The 15,380-nt window shown below is 74.5% G+C and carries 14 protein-coding genes; 6 read left to right on the forward strand and 8 right to left on the reverse strand.

Annotation, left to right across the window (positions count from 1 at the left end; all coding sequences use genetic code 11):
* Positions 1-164 precede the first annotated feature (164 nt).
* Positions 165-461, forward strand: a complete 297-nt coding sequence (locus ACFV0O_RS02055) for a twin-arginine translocase TatA/TatE family subunit (protein ID WP_380335033.1) — start codon at positions 165-167, stop codon at positions 459-461.
* Positions 462-494: 33 nt separating this feature from the next.
* On the opposite strand, the gene ACFV0O_RS02060 is transcribed toward ACFV0O_RS02055, so the two are convergent.
* The 8 genes from ACFV0O_RS02060 to ACFV0O_RS02095 form a co-directional block, all read right to left on the reverse strand.
* A complete protein-coding gene (locus tag ACFV0O_RS02060) occupies positions 495-938 on the reverse strand; it encodes a hypothetical protein (RefSeq protein WP_380335034.1) in 444 nt (147 codons plus the stop codon).
* A 122-nt stretch (positions 939-1,060) separates the two neighbouring features.
* The gene (locus tag ACFV0O_RS02065; protein ID WP_380335037.1) at positions 1,061-1,486 is read right to left on the reverse strand and encodes a winged helix-turn-helix domain-containing protein; all 426 of its coding nucleotides are present in this window, start codon (positions 1,484-1,486) and stop codon (positions 1,061-1,063) included.
* Positions 1,483-2,142 (reverse strand): hypothetical protein, encoded by a 660-nt coding sequence (locus ACFV0O_RS02070; protein ID WP_380335040.1) that lies wholly within the window; start codon positions 2,140-2,142, stop codon positions 1,483-1,485. The genes ACFV0O_RS02065 and ACFV0O_RS02070 overlap by 4 nt, the downstream gene beginning before the upstream one ends.
* Positions 2,143-2,251: 109 nt before the next feature.
* Positions 2,252-4,900, reverse strand: a complete 2,649-nt coding sequence (locus ACFV0O_RS02075) for an acyl-CoA reductase (RefSeq protein ID WP_380335043.1) — start codon at positions 4,898-4,900, stop codon at positions 2,252-2,254.
* Positions 4,897-6,063 (reverse strand): acyl-protein synthase, encoded by a 1,167-nt coding sequence (locus ACFV0O_RS02080; RefSeq protein WP_380335046.1) that lies wholly within the window; start codon positions 6,061-6,063, stop codon positions 4,897-4,899. Before ACFV0O_RS02080 ends, ACFV0O_RS02075 begins: the two co-directional genes overlap by 4 nt.
* Before the next feature lie 66 nt (positions 6,064-6,129).
* The gene (locus ACFV0O_RS02085) at positions 6,130-7,281 is read right to left on the reverse strand and encodes a GNAT family N-acetyltransferase (protein ID WP_380335048.1); all 1,152 of its coding nucleotides are present in this window, start codon (positions 7,279-7,281) and stop codon (positions 6,130-6,132) included.
* Positions 7,278-8,732, reverse strand: a complete 1,455-nt coding sequence (locus ACFV0O_RS02090) for an MFS transporter (protein WP_380335050.1) — start codon at positions 8,730-8,732, stop codon at positions 7,278-7,280. The genes ACFV0O_RS02085 and ACFV0O_RS02090 overlap by 4 nt, the downstream gene beginning before the upstream one ends.
* Entirely contained in the window at positions 8,729-9,991 is a 1,263-nt protein-coding gene (locus ACFV0O_RS02095) for a phenylacetate--CoA ligase family protein (protein WP_380335053.1), read from the reverse strand. Before ACFV0O_RS02095 ends, ACFV0O_RS02090 begins: the two co-directional genes overlap by 4 nt.
* 443 nt (positions 9,992-10,434) lie before the next feature.
* Between ACFV0O_RS02095 and ACFV0O_RS02100 the strand changes: the two genes are divergently transcribed.
* The 5 genes from ACFV0O_RS02100 to ACFV0O_RS02120 all read left to right on the forward strand — a co-directional run bounded on the left by ACFV0O_RS02100 (position 10,435) and on the right by ACFV0O_RS02120 (position 14,961).
* Positions 10,435-11,100 (forward strand): TMEM175 family protein, encoded by a 666-nt coding sequence (locus ACFV0O_RS02100; protein ID WP_360261203.1) that lies wholly within the window; start codon positions 10,435-10,437, stop codon positions 11,098-11,100.
* Between the two features lie 337 nt (positions 11,101-11,437).
* Positions 11,438-11,860: a BlaI/MecI/CopY family transcriptional regulator gene (locus tag ACFV0O_RS02105; protein WP_380335055.1), complete on the forward strand. Its 423-nt coding sequence runs from the start codon at positions 11,438-11,440 to the stop codon at positions 11,858-11,860.
* Positions 11,857-12,804, forward strand: coding sequence for a M48 family metalloprotease (locus tag ACFV0O_RS02110; protein ID WP_380335057.1), 948 nt, complete (start codon positions 11,857-11,859; stop codon positions 12,802-12,804). Before ACFV0O_RS02105 ends, ACFV0O_RS02110 begins: the two co-directional genes overlap by 4 nt.
* Before the next feature lie 207 nt (positions 12,805-13,011).
* Positions 13,012-13,689, forward strand: a complete 678-nt coding sequence (locus ACFV0O_RS02115; protein ID WP_380335060.1) for a MarR family winged helix-turn-helix transcriptional regulator — start codon at positions 13,012-13,014, stop codon at positions 13,687-13,689.
* A 60-nt stretch (positions 13,690-13,749) separates the two neighbouring features.
* The gene (locus ACFV0O_RS02120; protein ID WP_380335063.1) at positions 13,750-14,961 is read left to right on the forward strand and encodes a hypothetical protein; all 1,212 of its coding nucleotides are present in this window, start codon (positions 13,750-13,752) and stop codon (positions 14,959-14,961) included.
* Positions 14,962-15,380 lie beyond the last annotated feature (419 nt).

The raw sequence follows: 15,380 nt of genomic DNA on the forward strand, positions 1-15,380 counted from the left end.
GACCGGGTCCACCTGTGCGGTCGGGGCGATGGCGGGGGTTCGCCGGGGTGCACCTCGGTGCGGGATCCCGGCGGGGCCGGTGAATCGGCCGAGCGTGCAGCCGTCCTCCCTCTTGCCTGAAAATCGGTCAAGCCTGCGCTGGCGAGCCTGGCGAGCCTGGCGGCATGAGCGACAGGGAAGGCCCGGTGAGGGAAATGCTGCGCAACGGTCCGGAGCCCTGGGAGCTGCGGGCGGTGCCGGCGATCGTGATCCTGCTGTTCGGCTCCAAGAAGCTGCCCGACACGGCGCGCGGACCGGGCAGGTCGATGCGCATCCTGAAGACCGAGACGGCGGCGATGCGCGAGGGCGCCCAGGGCACCGAGGAGGCTGCCGCGCCGACTGCCGAAGCTTCTGCCACGCCGGCCCCTCAGGCCTCGCAGGCGAAGGCCGACGGGCCGGCCCGGCCCGACCGGACGGCCTGAACCGACCGGCGGCCCCGGTCGGCGCGCCCGGTCTCACCAGGCCGGGCGATGGTCCTGGGGCGTCGGGAAGACCCAACCGGGAACGGCGGTCTCCGCGGTCTCCGGCCGCCACAGCAGCCCCGGTTCGGGCGGGAACTCGTCCGTGGCCGGCGCGCGACCGTAGTAGCGCTTGTGGCCGGGGAGCGGCACCTCCGTGAGGACGCCCTCCCGCATCATCCACAGCCCGAAGCAGTCGTCCTCCTCGTCGTGGATCAGCACCTGCACGCTCGCCGGGTGCGGCCACGCCAGGGACTCCAGGTGCCGGAGCAGCCCGGACCGGGGCCGCATCCGGTGGAACTCGATCACCCACCCGCCGGCGAACAGGCCGAGCGGCTCGAAACAGCCCTGCCAGCTGCGCGCGTCGTCCGGCCGCGTCAGGGGTTCCATGACCTCGTCGGCGTACGGCGCCAGCACGATGACCTGCGCGATTCTGCTCATGCCGCAGTATCCGCGCAGACCGTGCGCCGGCGGCAAGCGAATTCCGGGGTGGTGGGCGCGGCGATCCGGGCCCGGTCGGGCCCGGATCCCTGGGTCGGATCCACGGGGCCGGAACAGGTGGCTCAGCCCGGTGCGGGGGCGGCTCCGGAGCGGGGGGCGGCCTCCCCGTCGGGTCTCTCGTGCGTCCCGGTTCCCGCGAGGTCTGCGGGGCCTGCGAGGTCTGTGGGGCCTGTGGGGCCTGCGAGGCCTTCCAGCTGGTGGATCAGGGTCTTGAGCGTGGCGATCTCGTCGTGCAGGGCCTTCTTGCCGTCCTTGGTGAGCTGGATCCAGGTGCGGGCGCGTTTGCCCTCGTAGCCCTTGTCGATCGTGACCAGGCCCGCCTTCTCCAGGACCCCGAGGTGCTGGGAGAGGTTGCCGGCGGTGAGGCCGAGCGTGGTGCGCAGGAACGTGAACTCCACCCGCCGGGCTTCCCTGGCCACAGCGAGGATGCCCAGGCGGACGCGTTGGTGCACGACGTCGTCGAGGCTGCTGGTGGGGTGTTCGGTCATGCGGCCGACCGGCCCTGGATCCGTTGCTGCACCGCGAGGCCGATGCCGCCGAGCAGCAGCACGCCCCCCTCCAGCAGGATGTACGGGAGGTCGCGCCACGGCGACGGGTCGGGGACGCCCCCGGTACTGAGCATGATGCCAAGGTACCCGCAGGCGATGACGAGGAGCAGCCAGCTGCGCTCGATGCGGGCGAGCAGCAGCAGGGCCAGGCCGATCGTGCCCGCCGGGCTCACGATCGTGTCGAGGACGGGGGAGACGGGCGACGGGCCGCGGAGGTCGGCGAGGAAGTCCGGGTGCAGGACCGTCCACGCCACGTAGGCGGTGATGAGCACGACCAGGGCGATGCCCAGTGCCAGGTACGGTCCGACCCTGGTGCCCAGGCCGCGGCGAGCGGAACGGCGAAGGTAGAACCAGCTGATCGCGGCGTAGGCGAGGAGCAGCGCCACCGGCCAGTACCACATGGCCGGCGGGAAGTCCCCGTTGTGGTCGCCCTGGCCGTAGCGGACCACCGGTGCGGCGCCGAGGCGCACGGCGGCGAAGACCAGGAGGGGGAACCAGGCCCCGCGTTGCTCGCGGCGGACGCGGTGGACCAGGGCCCGCTTCATGGCCAGGAGGCCCTGGGGGTCGCTCGGGGGCTGAACGGGTTGGGTCGTCATGAGGACAAGGTTTGCATTACAAACTGATTGTGTCTAGAGATCAGTTTGCGAAGCCCTGATCGAGGACGGCCGGGCAGGGCCGGGGCGCCGGGGCCCCGGCCCTGCGGTGTCAGGCCGTGGACTCCCGACGGTCGATCACCGTGCGGAGCTTGCCGCTGGTGGCCGTCCGCTCGAAGTCCCCGCTGTCGGCCGACTCGACCGTGAAGGCCAGCAGGTCCTCCGCCACCGCGGAGGCGAGCTCGGGGATCGCGGCCGGGAAACAGGCCGCCGCGGCTGCCGCGTCCGGGGCGTACCGCTCGTCGAGGCGGACGGTGATCCGCTCCCGGTCGTCACCGGTGTCCAGGAGCAGCTGCAGCTCCCCGCGGTAGCCGAGGTGCTCCTGCGCCACGGCCTCGAAACGCCGGACGTTGAAGAAGTACGTGCCGACCCGGACGACGTCGCCGTACCGGCCGAGGAGTTCGACGCGCGGGGTGTGGCTGCCGCACGGGCAGACGCCCTCGACCGCGCGGCCGAGGTCGCCGATCTGGTAGCGCTCCAGGCGCTGGCCGGCGCGGGTGCGGGTGGTGAAGACCAGGCGGCCCGGCAGCCCGGCGGGGGCCGGCCGGTCGGCCTGCGGATCGAGGATCTCCAGGGTGTGCAGGTCCGTCAGGACGTGGTGGACCGAGCCCTCGGCGTGGGTGCACTGGTAGCCGAGCGGCCCCAGGTCGGTGCTGCCGTACGCCGCCGAGCGGATCACCTCGACGCCGAACTCCTCGGTGAGCACCCGGCGTTGTTCCTGGGTGAAGTGCTCGCCGCCGTAGAACACCTTCCGGATCCCGCCGTACGCGCGCAGGGCCTCGCCCTCGGCGTGGAACAGCTGCCACAGGTAGGACGGCATGCCGAACACCGCGTTCGCCCCGTACGTCACCAGTGCCTCGGCCGTGGCGGTGTGGTCGGGACCGGCGGCGATGGGCAGTTGGGTGGCGTTGAGGCGCTCCAGGATCGAGAAGAAGCTGATGAAGCTCCCGTACATGCCGCCGCAGTAGAAGAGGTTGGCGGCGCGGTCCCGGGCCGGGTCGAACCCGGCGGCGAGCAGGCCGTCGGCGGAGGCCCGCATCTGGGTGTCGTAGTCGGCGTTGGTGAACACCGACAGGGCCGGGGTGCCCGTGCTGCCGCCGCTGCGGAACAGGAGGTGGGCGTACTCCGGCGCCAGGGTGCGCAGGCTCTCCTGCACACCGGCCTTGTCGAGCAGCGGGCCGGCCGGGGCGGGCGGGACGACGGCGGGGGCCGCCAGGTCGTCCAGGCAGGCGGTGGTGGCGAAGGCCGCGTCCGCCCGGACGCTGACGCGCCGGCTGTACCGCTGCAGCGCGTAGACGCCGTCGTGCGGCTCGCCGTGGTAGCCGTCGAGCATCCCGCCGACCGGGGTGACCCGCAGCACGCCCGCGGCGAGCACGGCCCGCGACAGCCGGGCGACGTCGGCGCGGTGGCCGGCGATCGCGGCGGTCTGCAGGTAGCGGCGCATCGGACGCAGGGTGGCCATCACGCGGGCGCGGGGCAGCGGCTTGACCCAGACGCTGCGGTGCAGCGGTGAGGCGGCCAGCGCCGGGCGGGTGTCGGCGAGGACGCGCCAGGAGCCGTCGTCGGCGGCGATGACCCTGGTCAGCCCGAGGTGCTCCTCCAGCCGGGCGAGCAGTTCGGTGGTGGTGATCTCGGCGTGCTCGGCCGGTTCGAGGACGGGCCGGGGCAACGTGGCGGACGCGGCGGCGAGGTGGGCGGCGAAGCGCTCGGCGAAGGCGAAGACCTCGTCGGCGTCCTCGGCGTCCTCGGTGTCCTCGGTGTCGAGGTAGACCACCTGGGGGCTGGAACAGGCCTGCTGTTCGAAGCGGCAGACGTCGGCGGCGAGCGCGTCGAGCGTCGCCGTGTCCGACCAGGCGTCCCGGGTCAGGTAGGCGAAGGAGATCCGGTGCCCCCATTCGATCAACCGGCAGCCGGCCGGGACCAGTTCGGCGACCGAACGGACGGCGTCCTCGCCACCCCAGACCGCCACCGCGTCGGCGGGCGCGCACAGCAGGCGCAGCCACTCGGTGCGGGCGGAGGAGAAGCGCAGTGCGACGACGCGTCCGGCCAGGGCGCCGGTCGGGTCGGCGGCGGCCAGCGCGGCGAGGAGGTGCTGGGCGAGCGGGGTGTCACTGCTGCTGGTCTTCAGCACGTTGAGGTTCCCGGTGAGCAGGCCCTCGATGACGCTCAGCGGTGCGACGGCGGCCGCGTTCCCGGGGGCGATGTGCACCAGCAGCCCCACCGGTGCCCAGGCCTCGAAGGTGGTCTCCCGGGCGTCGGGCCGGGTGAGGCGCTCGGGGCGCAGCCCGCCGAGTTCGCGCCGGAGCTTGCGTTCCAGGGCCGGGCGCCCGATCGCGTCGGCGATCTCGGCGAGCGTCGCCGCTGCCTCCTCCGGGTCGGTGCCGCCGTCGGTCAGCACGCCGAGCAGGCGGGTGCGGACGGCGCCGCCCGGCGTGCCGAGGGCGTCGGCGAGCACCTGGCAGGCGTTCAGCACCAGTTCGGTGGGCAGCGGGTCGGCGAGGGCGCGGGCGGCGAGGTCCGGGAGGTCCGCGAGCCGGCGGGCGGCCTCCTCGTCGTCGATGAACGCGCCCTGCCAGAAGTGCGCTCCGGCCGTTGCGAGTTCGCGGTGCACGGCTTCGGGGTCGGCGGCGGCGAGGTTCACGGCTTCGGGGCTCACGACGTCGGCGTCGGCGGCTTCGGGGTTGACGGCTTCGGGGTTCACGACAGTCCCTTCAGGAGTTCGGCGGCGGCCGCCGCGCAGTTGCGGTTGCGGCTGACACCGGCGCGCCCGTGGATGGTGAACCACGGCGTGGGCAGCGAGCAGGGGCACTCCTCGGCGGCGTGCAGCGAGGCGAGGTCGCCCATGACGACGCTCTGCGCCGGCACCGAGGTGATGTACGGGGAGACCAGGTGGAGGAAACCGCGTTCGCCGTACGGCAGCGGCCGCAGGGTGCGGGTGTCGCGCACCGCGGCCCGCGACCAGACCGGGACGTGCAGGCGGTGGTGCTCGCACTCGATGTACGGCACGCAGTGCTCGACCGAGCCGAAGGTGTCCCGGATCCGCTCCGGCGGGACACCCAGCTGCTCGGTGACCGCGGCGTAGAACTCGTCCTTCCCGATCTGCCGGTCGGTGTGTCCCTTCCAGCCGCCGCCGAGCAGGACCAGGGAGCCGGCCGGCAGCCGCAGCGGCGGCAGGCCGAGGGAGCGCATCCGTTCCAGGGTGAAGTGCAGGAACGCGGGGAAGCCCAGGATCCGCACCGGCAGGCCGTCCGCGGCGTAGCGCTGCAGTGCCGCGATGCAGCCGTGGACGTCGAACTCGTGGCCGCCGCCGGTGTGCCGCAGGGCGTGCGTGGTGTGGGCGGCCGGCGCGAAGTCGCACAGGTAGTTGTCGGTGAACGAGGTGCCGAGCTTGAGCTGCGGGGCGGGTTCGTAGCTGTACAGCAGGTAGTTGACCGGCTGGTCGGGGGTGATCCAGCCGTAGTGGTCGAAGATCCGCGCGACCATGCGCTGCGCGGAGCGGATCGTCCAACTGTCGAAGAACATCTGCGACTTCTGGCCGGTGGTGCCGGAGGAGGTCAGGTGGAGGAAGACCTCCTCCCGCGGGATGGAGAGCACCTCGTGCCGCTTGAAGAAGTTGGCGTGCACCAGGGGAGCGCGGACGTCCTCGCCGACGGTCGGCGCGGCGGCCTCCGCCGGGCCGTCCAGCAGGGAGCGGTAGAACGGCGAGCGCCGGGCGTGCCAGGCGTGGCTCTCCGCCATCGCGGCGGCGAACAGGCGGTCGGTGTCCGGCCCGGCCGCGTACGGGGAGGCCAGGTCGCACAGCTGCTGGACGTGCGGGAGCGCGGCGGGGTCGGGAACCTCGACCGGCGCGAGATGGATGTTCACGGGGGCAACCTCGGGATCGGTCATCGGGCAACCTCGGGATCGGTCATGGGGCAAGCTCGGGATCGGTCATCGGGCGGCCTCGGCCGGGGGAAGGGGCAGGTAGGTCGAGGTCCAGGCGGTCAGGTAGGCCGGCAGGTACGGCTGGAGCGGGCTGCCGACGGCGGTGGTCCGGAAGTCGATCTGACGGCTGGTGCGGGACAGCACGACGTAGTCGTGGAACCGGTCGCCGATCCGGCGCATCGCCGGGTAGACGGCGCTCGGGATGAACCCGGCCGCCAGGAAGGCGTGCAGCCCGGCGGTGTCGGCCAGCGGCAGCAGCGTCTCCACGTAGTCGGCGCCCGCCCGGGTGACGGCCGCCATCAGCGGCTCCAGCGCACCGGCGACGGCCGCCGGGGACGGGTGCACCGCGACCAGCGAACAGCTCGCGGCGACCGGGTCCAGGTCGGCGTACGCCTCGAACGTGCCGTCCGGCGGCGTGAGGACGGCGTTCGGGACGTGCAGCGGGAAGAACCGTTGCGCCGGGTCGGGGAAGAGCTCCAGGAAACGGCGGCGGACGAACCCGGGCGCGGTGATCAGCTCCATCGGCGCGGTCACCGGCGCACGCCGCCCGGCGGGGGCGAGCGGGCCGTCCACCGGCCGCGGGTCGCCGTAGCACAGGCCGGTGCTCTGTCGGGCCGCCTCCAGCAGCGGGACCAGGGCACCGGGCACCGCGTCGACGCCCTCCCGTCGGGCCAGGACGCCGTCGGCGTGCCGGGCGAACAGCGCCAGGCTCTCGCAGCCGGCCACCTCGACGGCGTTCGGCAGCAGACCGAGCGCGCGGAAGCCGTTGCGGGCGAAGACCTGCTGCGGGCCCGGGGTGACCACCCGCACGGTCGCGTAGATCGAGTCGGGTCCGCCGGTCGCGAAGGCGTCCGCGCAGACCGCGGCGGTCAGCCGCCCGGCCAGGCCGCCGCCGCGCTGCTCGGGGTGGACCGCCAGGCCCACCAGCTTGCCGATCCGGCTGCCGGGGTCGGTCTGCACGGCCACCGAACCGGCCAGGTGGCCGACGCCCTCGTGCCGTGCGGTGAGCCAGTGGGTGTGCGGGTCGGCGATCAGACGGCGCATCTCCGCGGGGTCGCTGCCGAGCGCGACCGGGTAGCCGTGGCCGTAGACGTCGAAGTAGAGCTGGCGCAGCTGGGCGACGTCCTGCGGGGCGGCGGGGGCGATCGTCAGGGTCATCGTGCGTCCCCGCTCGGGTGTGCGGCCGGGGCCGGGTGCTGGTCGGACGGGTGCCGCTGCACCGACGGGTGCTGCTGCTCCGACGGGCGTTGCGGGTGTTCGGGTGGGGACGGGTGTCCCTGCGGGGCCGCCACGGGGTCGGGGTTCGCCGGTTCGCGCCGGCCGGTCCACCACAGGGCGGCGGCGACCGGCAGGACGCCGAGCGCCTGGACCAGGCAGAGCGTGCGCGGCGAGAGGTGGTCGCCGAGCAGGCCGAACACCAGCGAGGACACCGGGAAGGTGGCACCCAGCAGTGCCTGCATCACGGCGAAGAAGCCGGCCCGGTCCCCGGCCGGGACCAGCCGCTGGAACAGGGCCACGAACCGTACGCCGATCACGCCCACGCACCAGCCCGCGACCGCCATCGACACCACGGCCGCGGCCTGGCTGCCGAGCAGGCCCGGCAGGGCGAGCGCGGCGGCCAGCAGGCCGAGACAGCCGGCGCCGACCACGGTCGGGGCGCCCGGGAGACGGCCGCCGGTGAACGAGCCCACCAGCGTGCCGGCGCCGAGGGCCGCCTCCAGCGCGGCGACGGTCGAGCCGTCGGCGTGCAGCACCGCCCGGGTGAACAGGGGCATCACCACGAACACCGCCGTGGTGAACAGGTTCGCCGCGGCGAAGCAGAGCAACACCCGCCGGACGAAGGGAAGTTCGGCCAGGATGCGGCGCAGTGGCCGTGTCGCGGCGGGTTCGCCGCCGTCCGCGGCCGGGTCGGCCGTGTTTGCCGGGTCGGCCGTGTTTGCCGGGCCAGCCGTGTTTGCCGCGTCGGCCGGGACGGCCGGGAAGCGGGTCGCGCCGATCAGGGCGGCCGCCAGCAGGTAGGCGCCGGCACACCCGGCGACGATCCCCGCCAGACCGGCGGCGTCGACCACCAGCGGGCCCAACAGGCCGCCGGCCAGCCCGGCCAGCGACTGGGTGCCGAGCTCGAAGCCGGTCGCGGCCTCGATGTCGGCGTCCTCGACCAGCTCGGGCACGGAGGTCGTCAGACAGGGGTCGAAGACCGCCTGGCAGCCGGCCAGCAGCAGCGCCGCGCCGTACGCGACGGCCATCGGCAGCGCCGTGGTGTACGTCCAGGCGGCCGTGCCGAGGGCGATCAGGCCGGCGGTGGCGGCCGAGACGCCCAGCACGGTGCGGTGCGGGCAGCGCGCGATGACCCTGGCCACCAGCGGCGCCAGCGCCACCGCGGGCAGGGTGCCGACGGCGAGGAAGGCGCCGGAGGCCAGGCCCCGGTCCGGGCCGGCGGCGTACCCCACCAGCCACCACACCGCGCCCACCTGGAACATCCGTCCGGCGGCCTGGGTGAGGACCTGGGCGGCCCACACGGCGCCGAACCGCCGGTTGCGCAGGACCAGCGGCAGCCGGAACCCACTGGTGGCGGGGGTCGTCGCGGTGTCCGTTCCGGTGCCCGTCACGAGTGCGGCCGTTCGTCGAGGACGCGGATCAGCTTGCCCGTGCGCGGGTTGACGGTGAGTTCCCGGTGGCGCACCCAGTCGACGGACAGCGGGTGGACGTACCCGGCGGCGACCGCCTCCGGGTACAGCGGCCGGGCCGCGTGGATCCCGTCCCGGACGGCGGCCGCCAGCTCCGGCAGCCCGGCGGGGGCTCCGTCGCAGGCCAGGCGCAGCACCAGGCCGTCCCGGCCGTCCCAGCGGCGCACGACCAACTGGACGCCGGCGGCCCGGCCGGCCGGGTCGGCGGCCCGGACCAGGTCGAGCACGTCCTCGGTGTACAGCGACACCGGCCCGACCCGGACGCCCTCCTGGGCCCGGCCGAGGATGCGGAACAGCCCGGCGTCGGGGTCCGTCCACTCGGCGCGGTCCCCGACGGGGTAGCGCAGCACGGGCATCAGCCGTCGGCGCAGGTCCGTCACCACGACCCGGCCCGGCACCCCCGCGCGGGTGATCGGCTCGTCGGTGTGCTCGTCGAGGATCTCCACCACTGTCTCCGGGGCGAACACCCGGTGCACCCGGGTGTCCGGTCCGGGCACCGGCCGGCCGAGCAGCCCGGCGTCGACGGCGGCATAGCCGATCGAGGAGACCCGGGCGTTGGGGAACACCGTGCCGAGCAGCGGCTGCTGGTCCTGGTAGAGGCCCTCGCCGCCGAACAACAGCAGCTCCACGGAGGGGAGTTCACGACCGGAGGCCAGCAGGTGATCGGCCAGCCCGCACAGCGTCGTCGGCGTTCCGGCCACCACCTCGACCTCGAACTGCTCCAGGGTCCGCGCGGTGGACTCCAGCGGCGCGGCCCCGCCGATCGGCAGCCGGACGTTGGCGACGGGCGAGTGGTGCAGCGCGTCGAGGATGAAGGTGTAACTGGCGTACAGGTCACCCGCGTAGAAGAGATCGGCGACCCGGTGCCCCGGGCGCAGCCCGGCGTCGACCAGCCCGGCGCCGAAGGAGGTGGTGAACGCCCGCCACTCCTCGCGGCTGTAGAACGAGAACTTGGGCGAGCCGGTGGTGCCGCCGCTCTTGAAGACCACCGCCTCCTCCAGCGGCCCGGTCAGCAGCCGGTTGCCGCGAGGCGTGTTCGCCTGCCAGAACTCGGCCTGCGGGACGACCGGGAGGTCGGTCAGCCGCAGTGTCCGGTCCGGCAGGCCGGCGTACAGCTCCGCGTAGAAGGGTGAATTGCGGCGCGCGAACCGTACGAGTTCCGCGATGGGTTGAACGGGCATGAATTCCTGCTCTGAGGCTGTGAGGAGAACGGACCGAGCGGGCGGTACCCGGATTCCGGGTACGCACAGAGCATTCGGTCGACACTGAGGCGAAGTCAGGAGAAGCTGCCCCCCGGCTCGCAGGAAGAGAGGCTAGCACCTTGATGGACCTTCGAATTCCAGCCCCAGGCCTCCCGTCGAGGTGGTGATCGGGCGACCTGAGGCTTCATCAGCGGCGATTTCCGAAGGTCCGGAATGACATGGTGAGCTGCGTCTCAGTGGCGAATTCGGCGGGCGCACATGAAATATCTCGAATTCAACTAAAGGCAATCGGGGAGGATTCCGCCCGAACGGTGCGGCGGGCGGCCCGCCCCGCAGACGGGTCGGGATCCGGCGGTCCCGCTCCCGCACCGGCCCGCCCCGTTGATACCGTCCTGAATCCCCCGCACCACCCTGGAGCCCGGATGACCGACACGCCGCCCGACACCGCCGAAACCCGGAAGCCGGAAGGATTCAGCACCGCCCGCCTGGAGGCCTTCAGTGACGGAGTCTTCGCGATCGCGATCACCCTGCTCGTCCTGGACCTCCACGTCCCCGAACCCGACACCCTCCACGGCCGGTCGCTGGCCGCCGAGCTCGTCCACCAATGGCCCGCCTACTTCGCCTACTTGGTGAGCTTCCTCGTCATCGGCATCATCTGGATCAACCACCACGCCATGTGCGCGCTCGCCGGCCGGGTCGACCGCCGGACCCTGTTCGCCAACCTCTTCCTCCTGCTGACCGTCTCCGTCATCCCCTACCCGACCAGGATGCTCGCGGCCTACCTCACCGCCCGCCACGACGACGCGAGCACCGCCGCCGCCCTCTACGCGGCCACCATGCTCGCGATGGGCATCGCCTTCTCCCTCCTCTTCCTCTCCTTCACCCGCGACGCCCGCATGCTCCACCACCCCGTCCCGCCGCAGGCCCTCCGCGCAGCCCTGCGCCGCTTCGGCGTCGGAGGACTGTGCTACGCCGCCACCATCGCCCTCGCCTACGTCAGCCCCATCGCCATGCTCGCCACCCACGCCGCCCTGGCCGTCTACTACTGCTTCGACCAACTCGCCCCCGCCCGCGCCACGAAGGCGTGAGCTCGCGAGCCGGCGAGCAGCGCGGTCACACCCCTCCGGGAGGAACCGCAGGCGAGCGTGACCGCCCCGGGCGCCCAGCCGCGGGGAACCGAGGAGCGGACCTTCGCGCGGGCGCAGCCGGCGCGGGCCCGGCGCGTGCCGCCGGACGTCGGGCGGGCTGCGGGTCGACGGGCGGGCTGCGGCGAGGGATGGGGGTCCCCGTAGAGTTGGGCGGGGCGCACCCGGGGCCGTACGGGCCGCACCGCTTCCCGCCGGGCCCGGCCCGGGCGGGCCGCGGATGCCGGTCGCGGGTGGAGCCGGGGGTGTGCGGGTCGGCCGCAGCGGATCGGGGAGAGAGATGTCGAGGGACGGCCAGGACGCCAGGCGCCCGCACGGGGAGCTCGTCGCGGACGTGCTGGCGGTGCTGTGGGCGGCCGGTGAGCCGCTGACGGCCCGGCAGGTCAAGGGCGCGCTGCACCAGGACCTCGCCCGTACGACGGTGACGACGATCCTCGCCCGCCTGCACGAGAAGGGAACCCTGGCACGCACCCGGCCGGGGCGTTCCTTCGCCTACGCGCCGGTGGCGGACGCCGCCGGACTGGCGGCGGGCCGGATGCGTCAGGAGCTGGAGAAGGAGCCGCACCGGGACCTCGTGCTGAAGCGGTTCGTCTCCTCGCTCTCCGCCGACGACGGGGACGTCCTGCGCCGTCTCATCCTCGAAGCGGAGTCCGGACCGCCCTCGGTGGTGGAGGGCCGGGTGGAGCCGGGGGCCGGGGCGTGACGCTGGTCCTGGTGGTCGTCGCCCTCGCCGTCGCCCTCCCGTGGGCGGCGGTGCCCGCGGCGCGCGGGCTGGCCCGGCTGCTCCCGCCGCGCGAGGCCGCGCTGGCGCTCGCGGGCTCGGCGGTCCTGCTGGCGGGCAGCACGGTCACGGTCCTCGCGGGCCTGTTCCACGTCCCGTTCCTGGCCGGCCTGGAGCACCTGTCGCTGTCCGGCGTCGTCGCCCGGTGGCCGGCCGTGGTGCCGGTGTCCTGCGCCGCGGGAACCGTCCTGGTCGTGCAGGCCGTACGGCTGGCGCTGCGGTGGCGGAGGCAGCGCGCACTCCTCGCCCGCGCCTGGGACCTGGCCGGCGACGGGACGAGCGACGGCGATCTGCTCGTGGTCCCGGGTGAGGACGCGGAGGCCTTCGCGCTGCCCGGTCACCGGGGTCGCCCGGGCCGTGTCGTGGTCTCGGTCGGCATGCTCCGCGCGCTGGACCCGGCGGAGCGCGCGGTGCTCCTCGCCCACGAGCGCGCCCACCTGCGCGGGCGCCACCACCTGCTGTCGGCCGCCACCGACCTCGCCGCCGCCGTCCATCCGGCGCTGGGCCGGCTGGGCTCCGACCTCGGCTACCACCTGGAGCGGTGGGCCGACGAACGGGCCGCCCGCGCGGTCGCCGACCGGCGCACCGCCGCGACCGCCATCGCCCGGGCGGCGCTCGCCGGGGCACCGTCCGTGCGGCCGGACGCGGTGCCGCTGCTGTCCGTGACGTCCGGCCCGGTGCCCCGGCGGGTCCGGGCGCTCCTGGGCCCCGAACCCGCCCGTCCGACGGGCCGCGGGGCGCGTGCGGCCGTCGGCCTGGTCGCCGCCGTGGCGGTCGCGGTGCTGCTCGCCGTGGTCCTGACCTACGGGTTGCACGAGTACGTCGAGTACGCCGCGCAGGTCCTGAGGTCGCACGGCACGGTCTGACGACAATGATGTAGACCAACTCTGCGGGCCCGGGTATGGTGACGCTCGGACTGCCCCGCGCGGACCGCGCCCCCAGCCGCCCGCCGGCGATCAGGGACCGTGTTCACCCCGGTCCCGGGGTGCGGCGTGCCCGCGAGGGCGCCACCTGGACACCCCCTGGACACCCCCGGCCCGAGCGCACGGTGGCCCCGGACGATTGGACCTGGCGTGTACGACGGGAGGACGGGGTCGACGAGCCCCTTCGAACAGACCGTCTACCTGCTGTCGACGGCCGGCAAAGCCGTCGACCGGCTCCTGGCCGACCGCCTCGACGCACGCGGGATGAGCCCGGTCCACCAGGTGCTGCTGTCCGCGCTCGCCCGGCTGGGGCCCCACGGACGCGGTGACCTCACCGCGCGCACCGCCGCACCCGAGGCCGACGCCGCCCGGGCCCTGGACGACCTCCTGTCGGCCGGACTCGTGCACTCCCTGGTCGTCCACATCGGCGGGCAGCAGGAAGTGCTGACGATCACCCCGGCGGGACAGGCGGCGCTGGACGTGCTGCACGACGACGCGTCCGCCGTCCAGGACGACCTGCTCGCCGCGCTGACGCGGGGCCAGCGCGCCGAGCTCAACTCCCTGCTGAGACGGGTGTGCGCGGCAGCCGCCCGCAGCACCGAACGCCACACGGCTCCGCGTCGAGGCCCCGGCTGGGTGCTGACCGGCGGCCGGCGCCGCAGATGGGTCCCCGAGGAGCGCGCAGCCGGTGCGGCGGCGCGAGCGGACGGGACGGACGGGGCGGGCCCGGCGGGCGCGGTCGGTGCGGCGGCGCGAGCGGACGAGGCCGCAGGTGCCGGCGGACGCCGTCCGTCAGGACGCCGCCCCCGTGCGTCCGCGCCCCGCTGACCGGCCACCCGAACACCCGTAGTGCGTGCGGCACTGCGACACACCCGGAGGAAGCGATCCGTGACCCGATACAGCATCGACCCCGACCGGCACGAGCTGATCGCCGCCTGGGGAACCGGTGAGGGCAACCTCGCCACCCGCATCGCCGTCCTCCCCGCCGACGGGGCCGTGTCCGCGCTCCTCGGACTCTCCAGCGCCCTGACCCAACTCTCCGACGCGGCCTGGCGTTCCTACACCCACCCCGCCGACGCCGCCGGCACCTCCGACGCCGCCGGCACCCCGGATCCCGACACCGACGGCCCGCACCGCGAGCGGGAGGACGATCCCATCGGCGAGGTCGCCCGCGCGATTGCCGCACCGAACCCGCCCCGCCGCGGCGCCGTGCTCGTCTCCTCCGGCCACCTGCTCGAATCGGCCCACCGGGTCGGCCGGACCCTCCACGACCTGGCCGATCCCCGCCTCACCGAAGCCGTCCTCGCCGAGACCGCCACCGAACTCGCCGCCGTGGAAGCCGCCGAACTCGGCGACCTCACCGGCCGCGCCCAACAGGCCGTCCTGCTCAGCCGCGAGGACGCGTCCCCGGTCCAGGTCGCCGCCGCGGACCGCCTCCTGGAACAGGACCCCTTCGGCCCGGCCGCGCTGTTCTCCGCGGTGGACCCGACCGCTGCCGCCGTCGCGGCCGCCCACTGGCTCGCCGCCGCCGTCGAAGTCACCGCCCAGGCCACCGGGTTGGACCCCGTCCGGGTCCTGCAGCAGGCCGACGCCGTCGAGCCCCTCGCCCACGAGACCCCCGCCGTCGTCCTCGGCCTGATCGAGACCGGCGTCTCCCCGTACGACGCCGTCACCGGCCTCGTCCGGCACGCCATGCAGATCACCGAGGGCCTGCTGCCCATCCCGGTCGCCCTGCGCGATCAGGTCGACGACACGGAGGAGGACACCACCGACTACCCCGTCGAGGAGGACCCGGGCCTCACCGACGTCGCCCTGCGCCTCACCCCGCTGGACCCCCGCCGACCCGCCCGCAGCCTCCTTGAGGTCCTCGTCGGCGGAATCCACGCCTGCTGGCTCATCCACGCCGAGTACGCCGCCCCGGCGGCCGATCCGGACACCGATCCGGACACCGGTTTCGACACCGGTTTCGACGGTGACCCCGACGGCGACCCGGCGGCCCGGGACGGCGACGGACCGGCCGGACGGCAGCGGCGCAGCCGCGACCGCTTCGCCCGGCTCGTCCGCGCGACCGCCGCCCGCCACCGCGGCCGGCTGGTCTGACGCCCCTCCGGCGAACGACCCCCCGACATGCGGAAGGCCGTGGCCGGGGATCGGTCGTAGCCCGCGGTGGTTCCGAACCGCGACCGGAGGTGGGAGAGCCGATGTCGATCCTCGCCACCCGGCTACTGCCCGCCGAGGACGGCGACGCGGCGGCGCCGCGCGTCCACCAGGGACCGCACGTCGACCCTGCGGACAGCTTCGCCATGTCCGGGTGGCCGGCGGCGCGAGTGGCCTTCCGTCGGACGTGCTGGGCTTCCGGTCGCGCGGGCCCCGGTGGGAGCTCTGGACCCCGCCCCCGCCGGCTCCGGAAGTGAAGTGGGGCGCCGGCCCGCGATCGGGGGGCGTCGGGCGGCGCCGCGCGGGCCGCGCGGGGACGACGTCTCGCTGAGTCTGGGGTGGGGGGCGCCGCACGGCCACGT

This window comes from Kitasatospora sp. NPDC059577 (genome assembly GCF_042735475.1).
In the GTDB taxonomy this organism is placed as follows: domain Bacteria; phylum Actinomycetota; class Actinomycetes; order Streptomycetales; family Streptomycetaceae; genus Kitasatospora.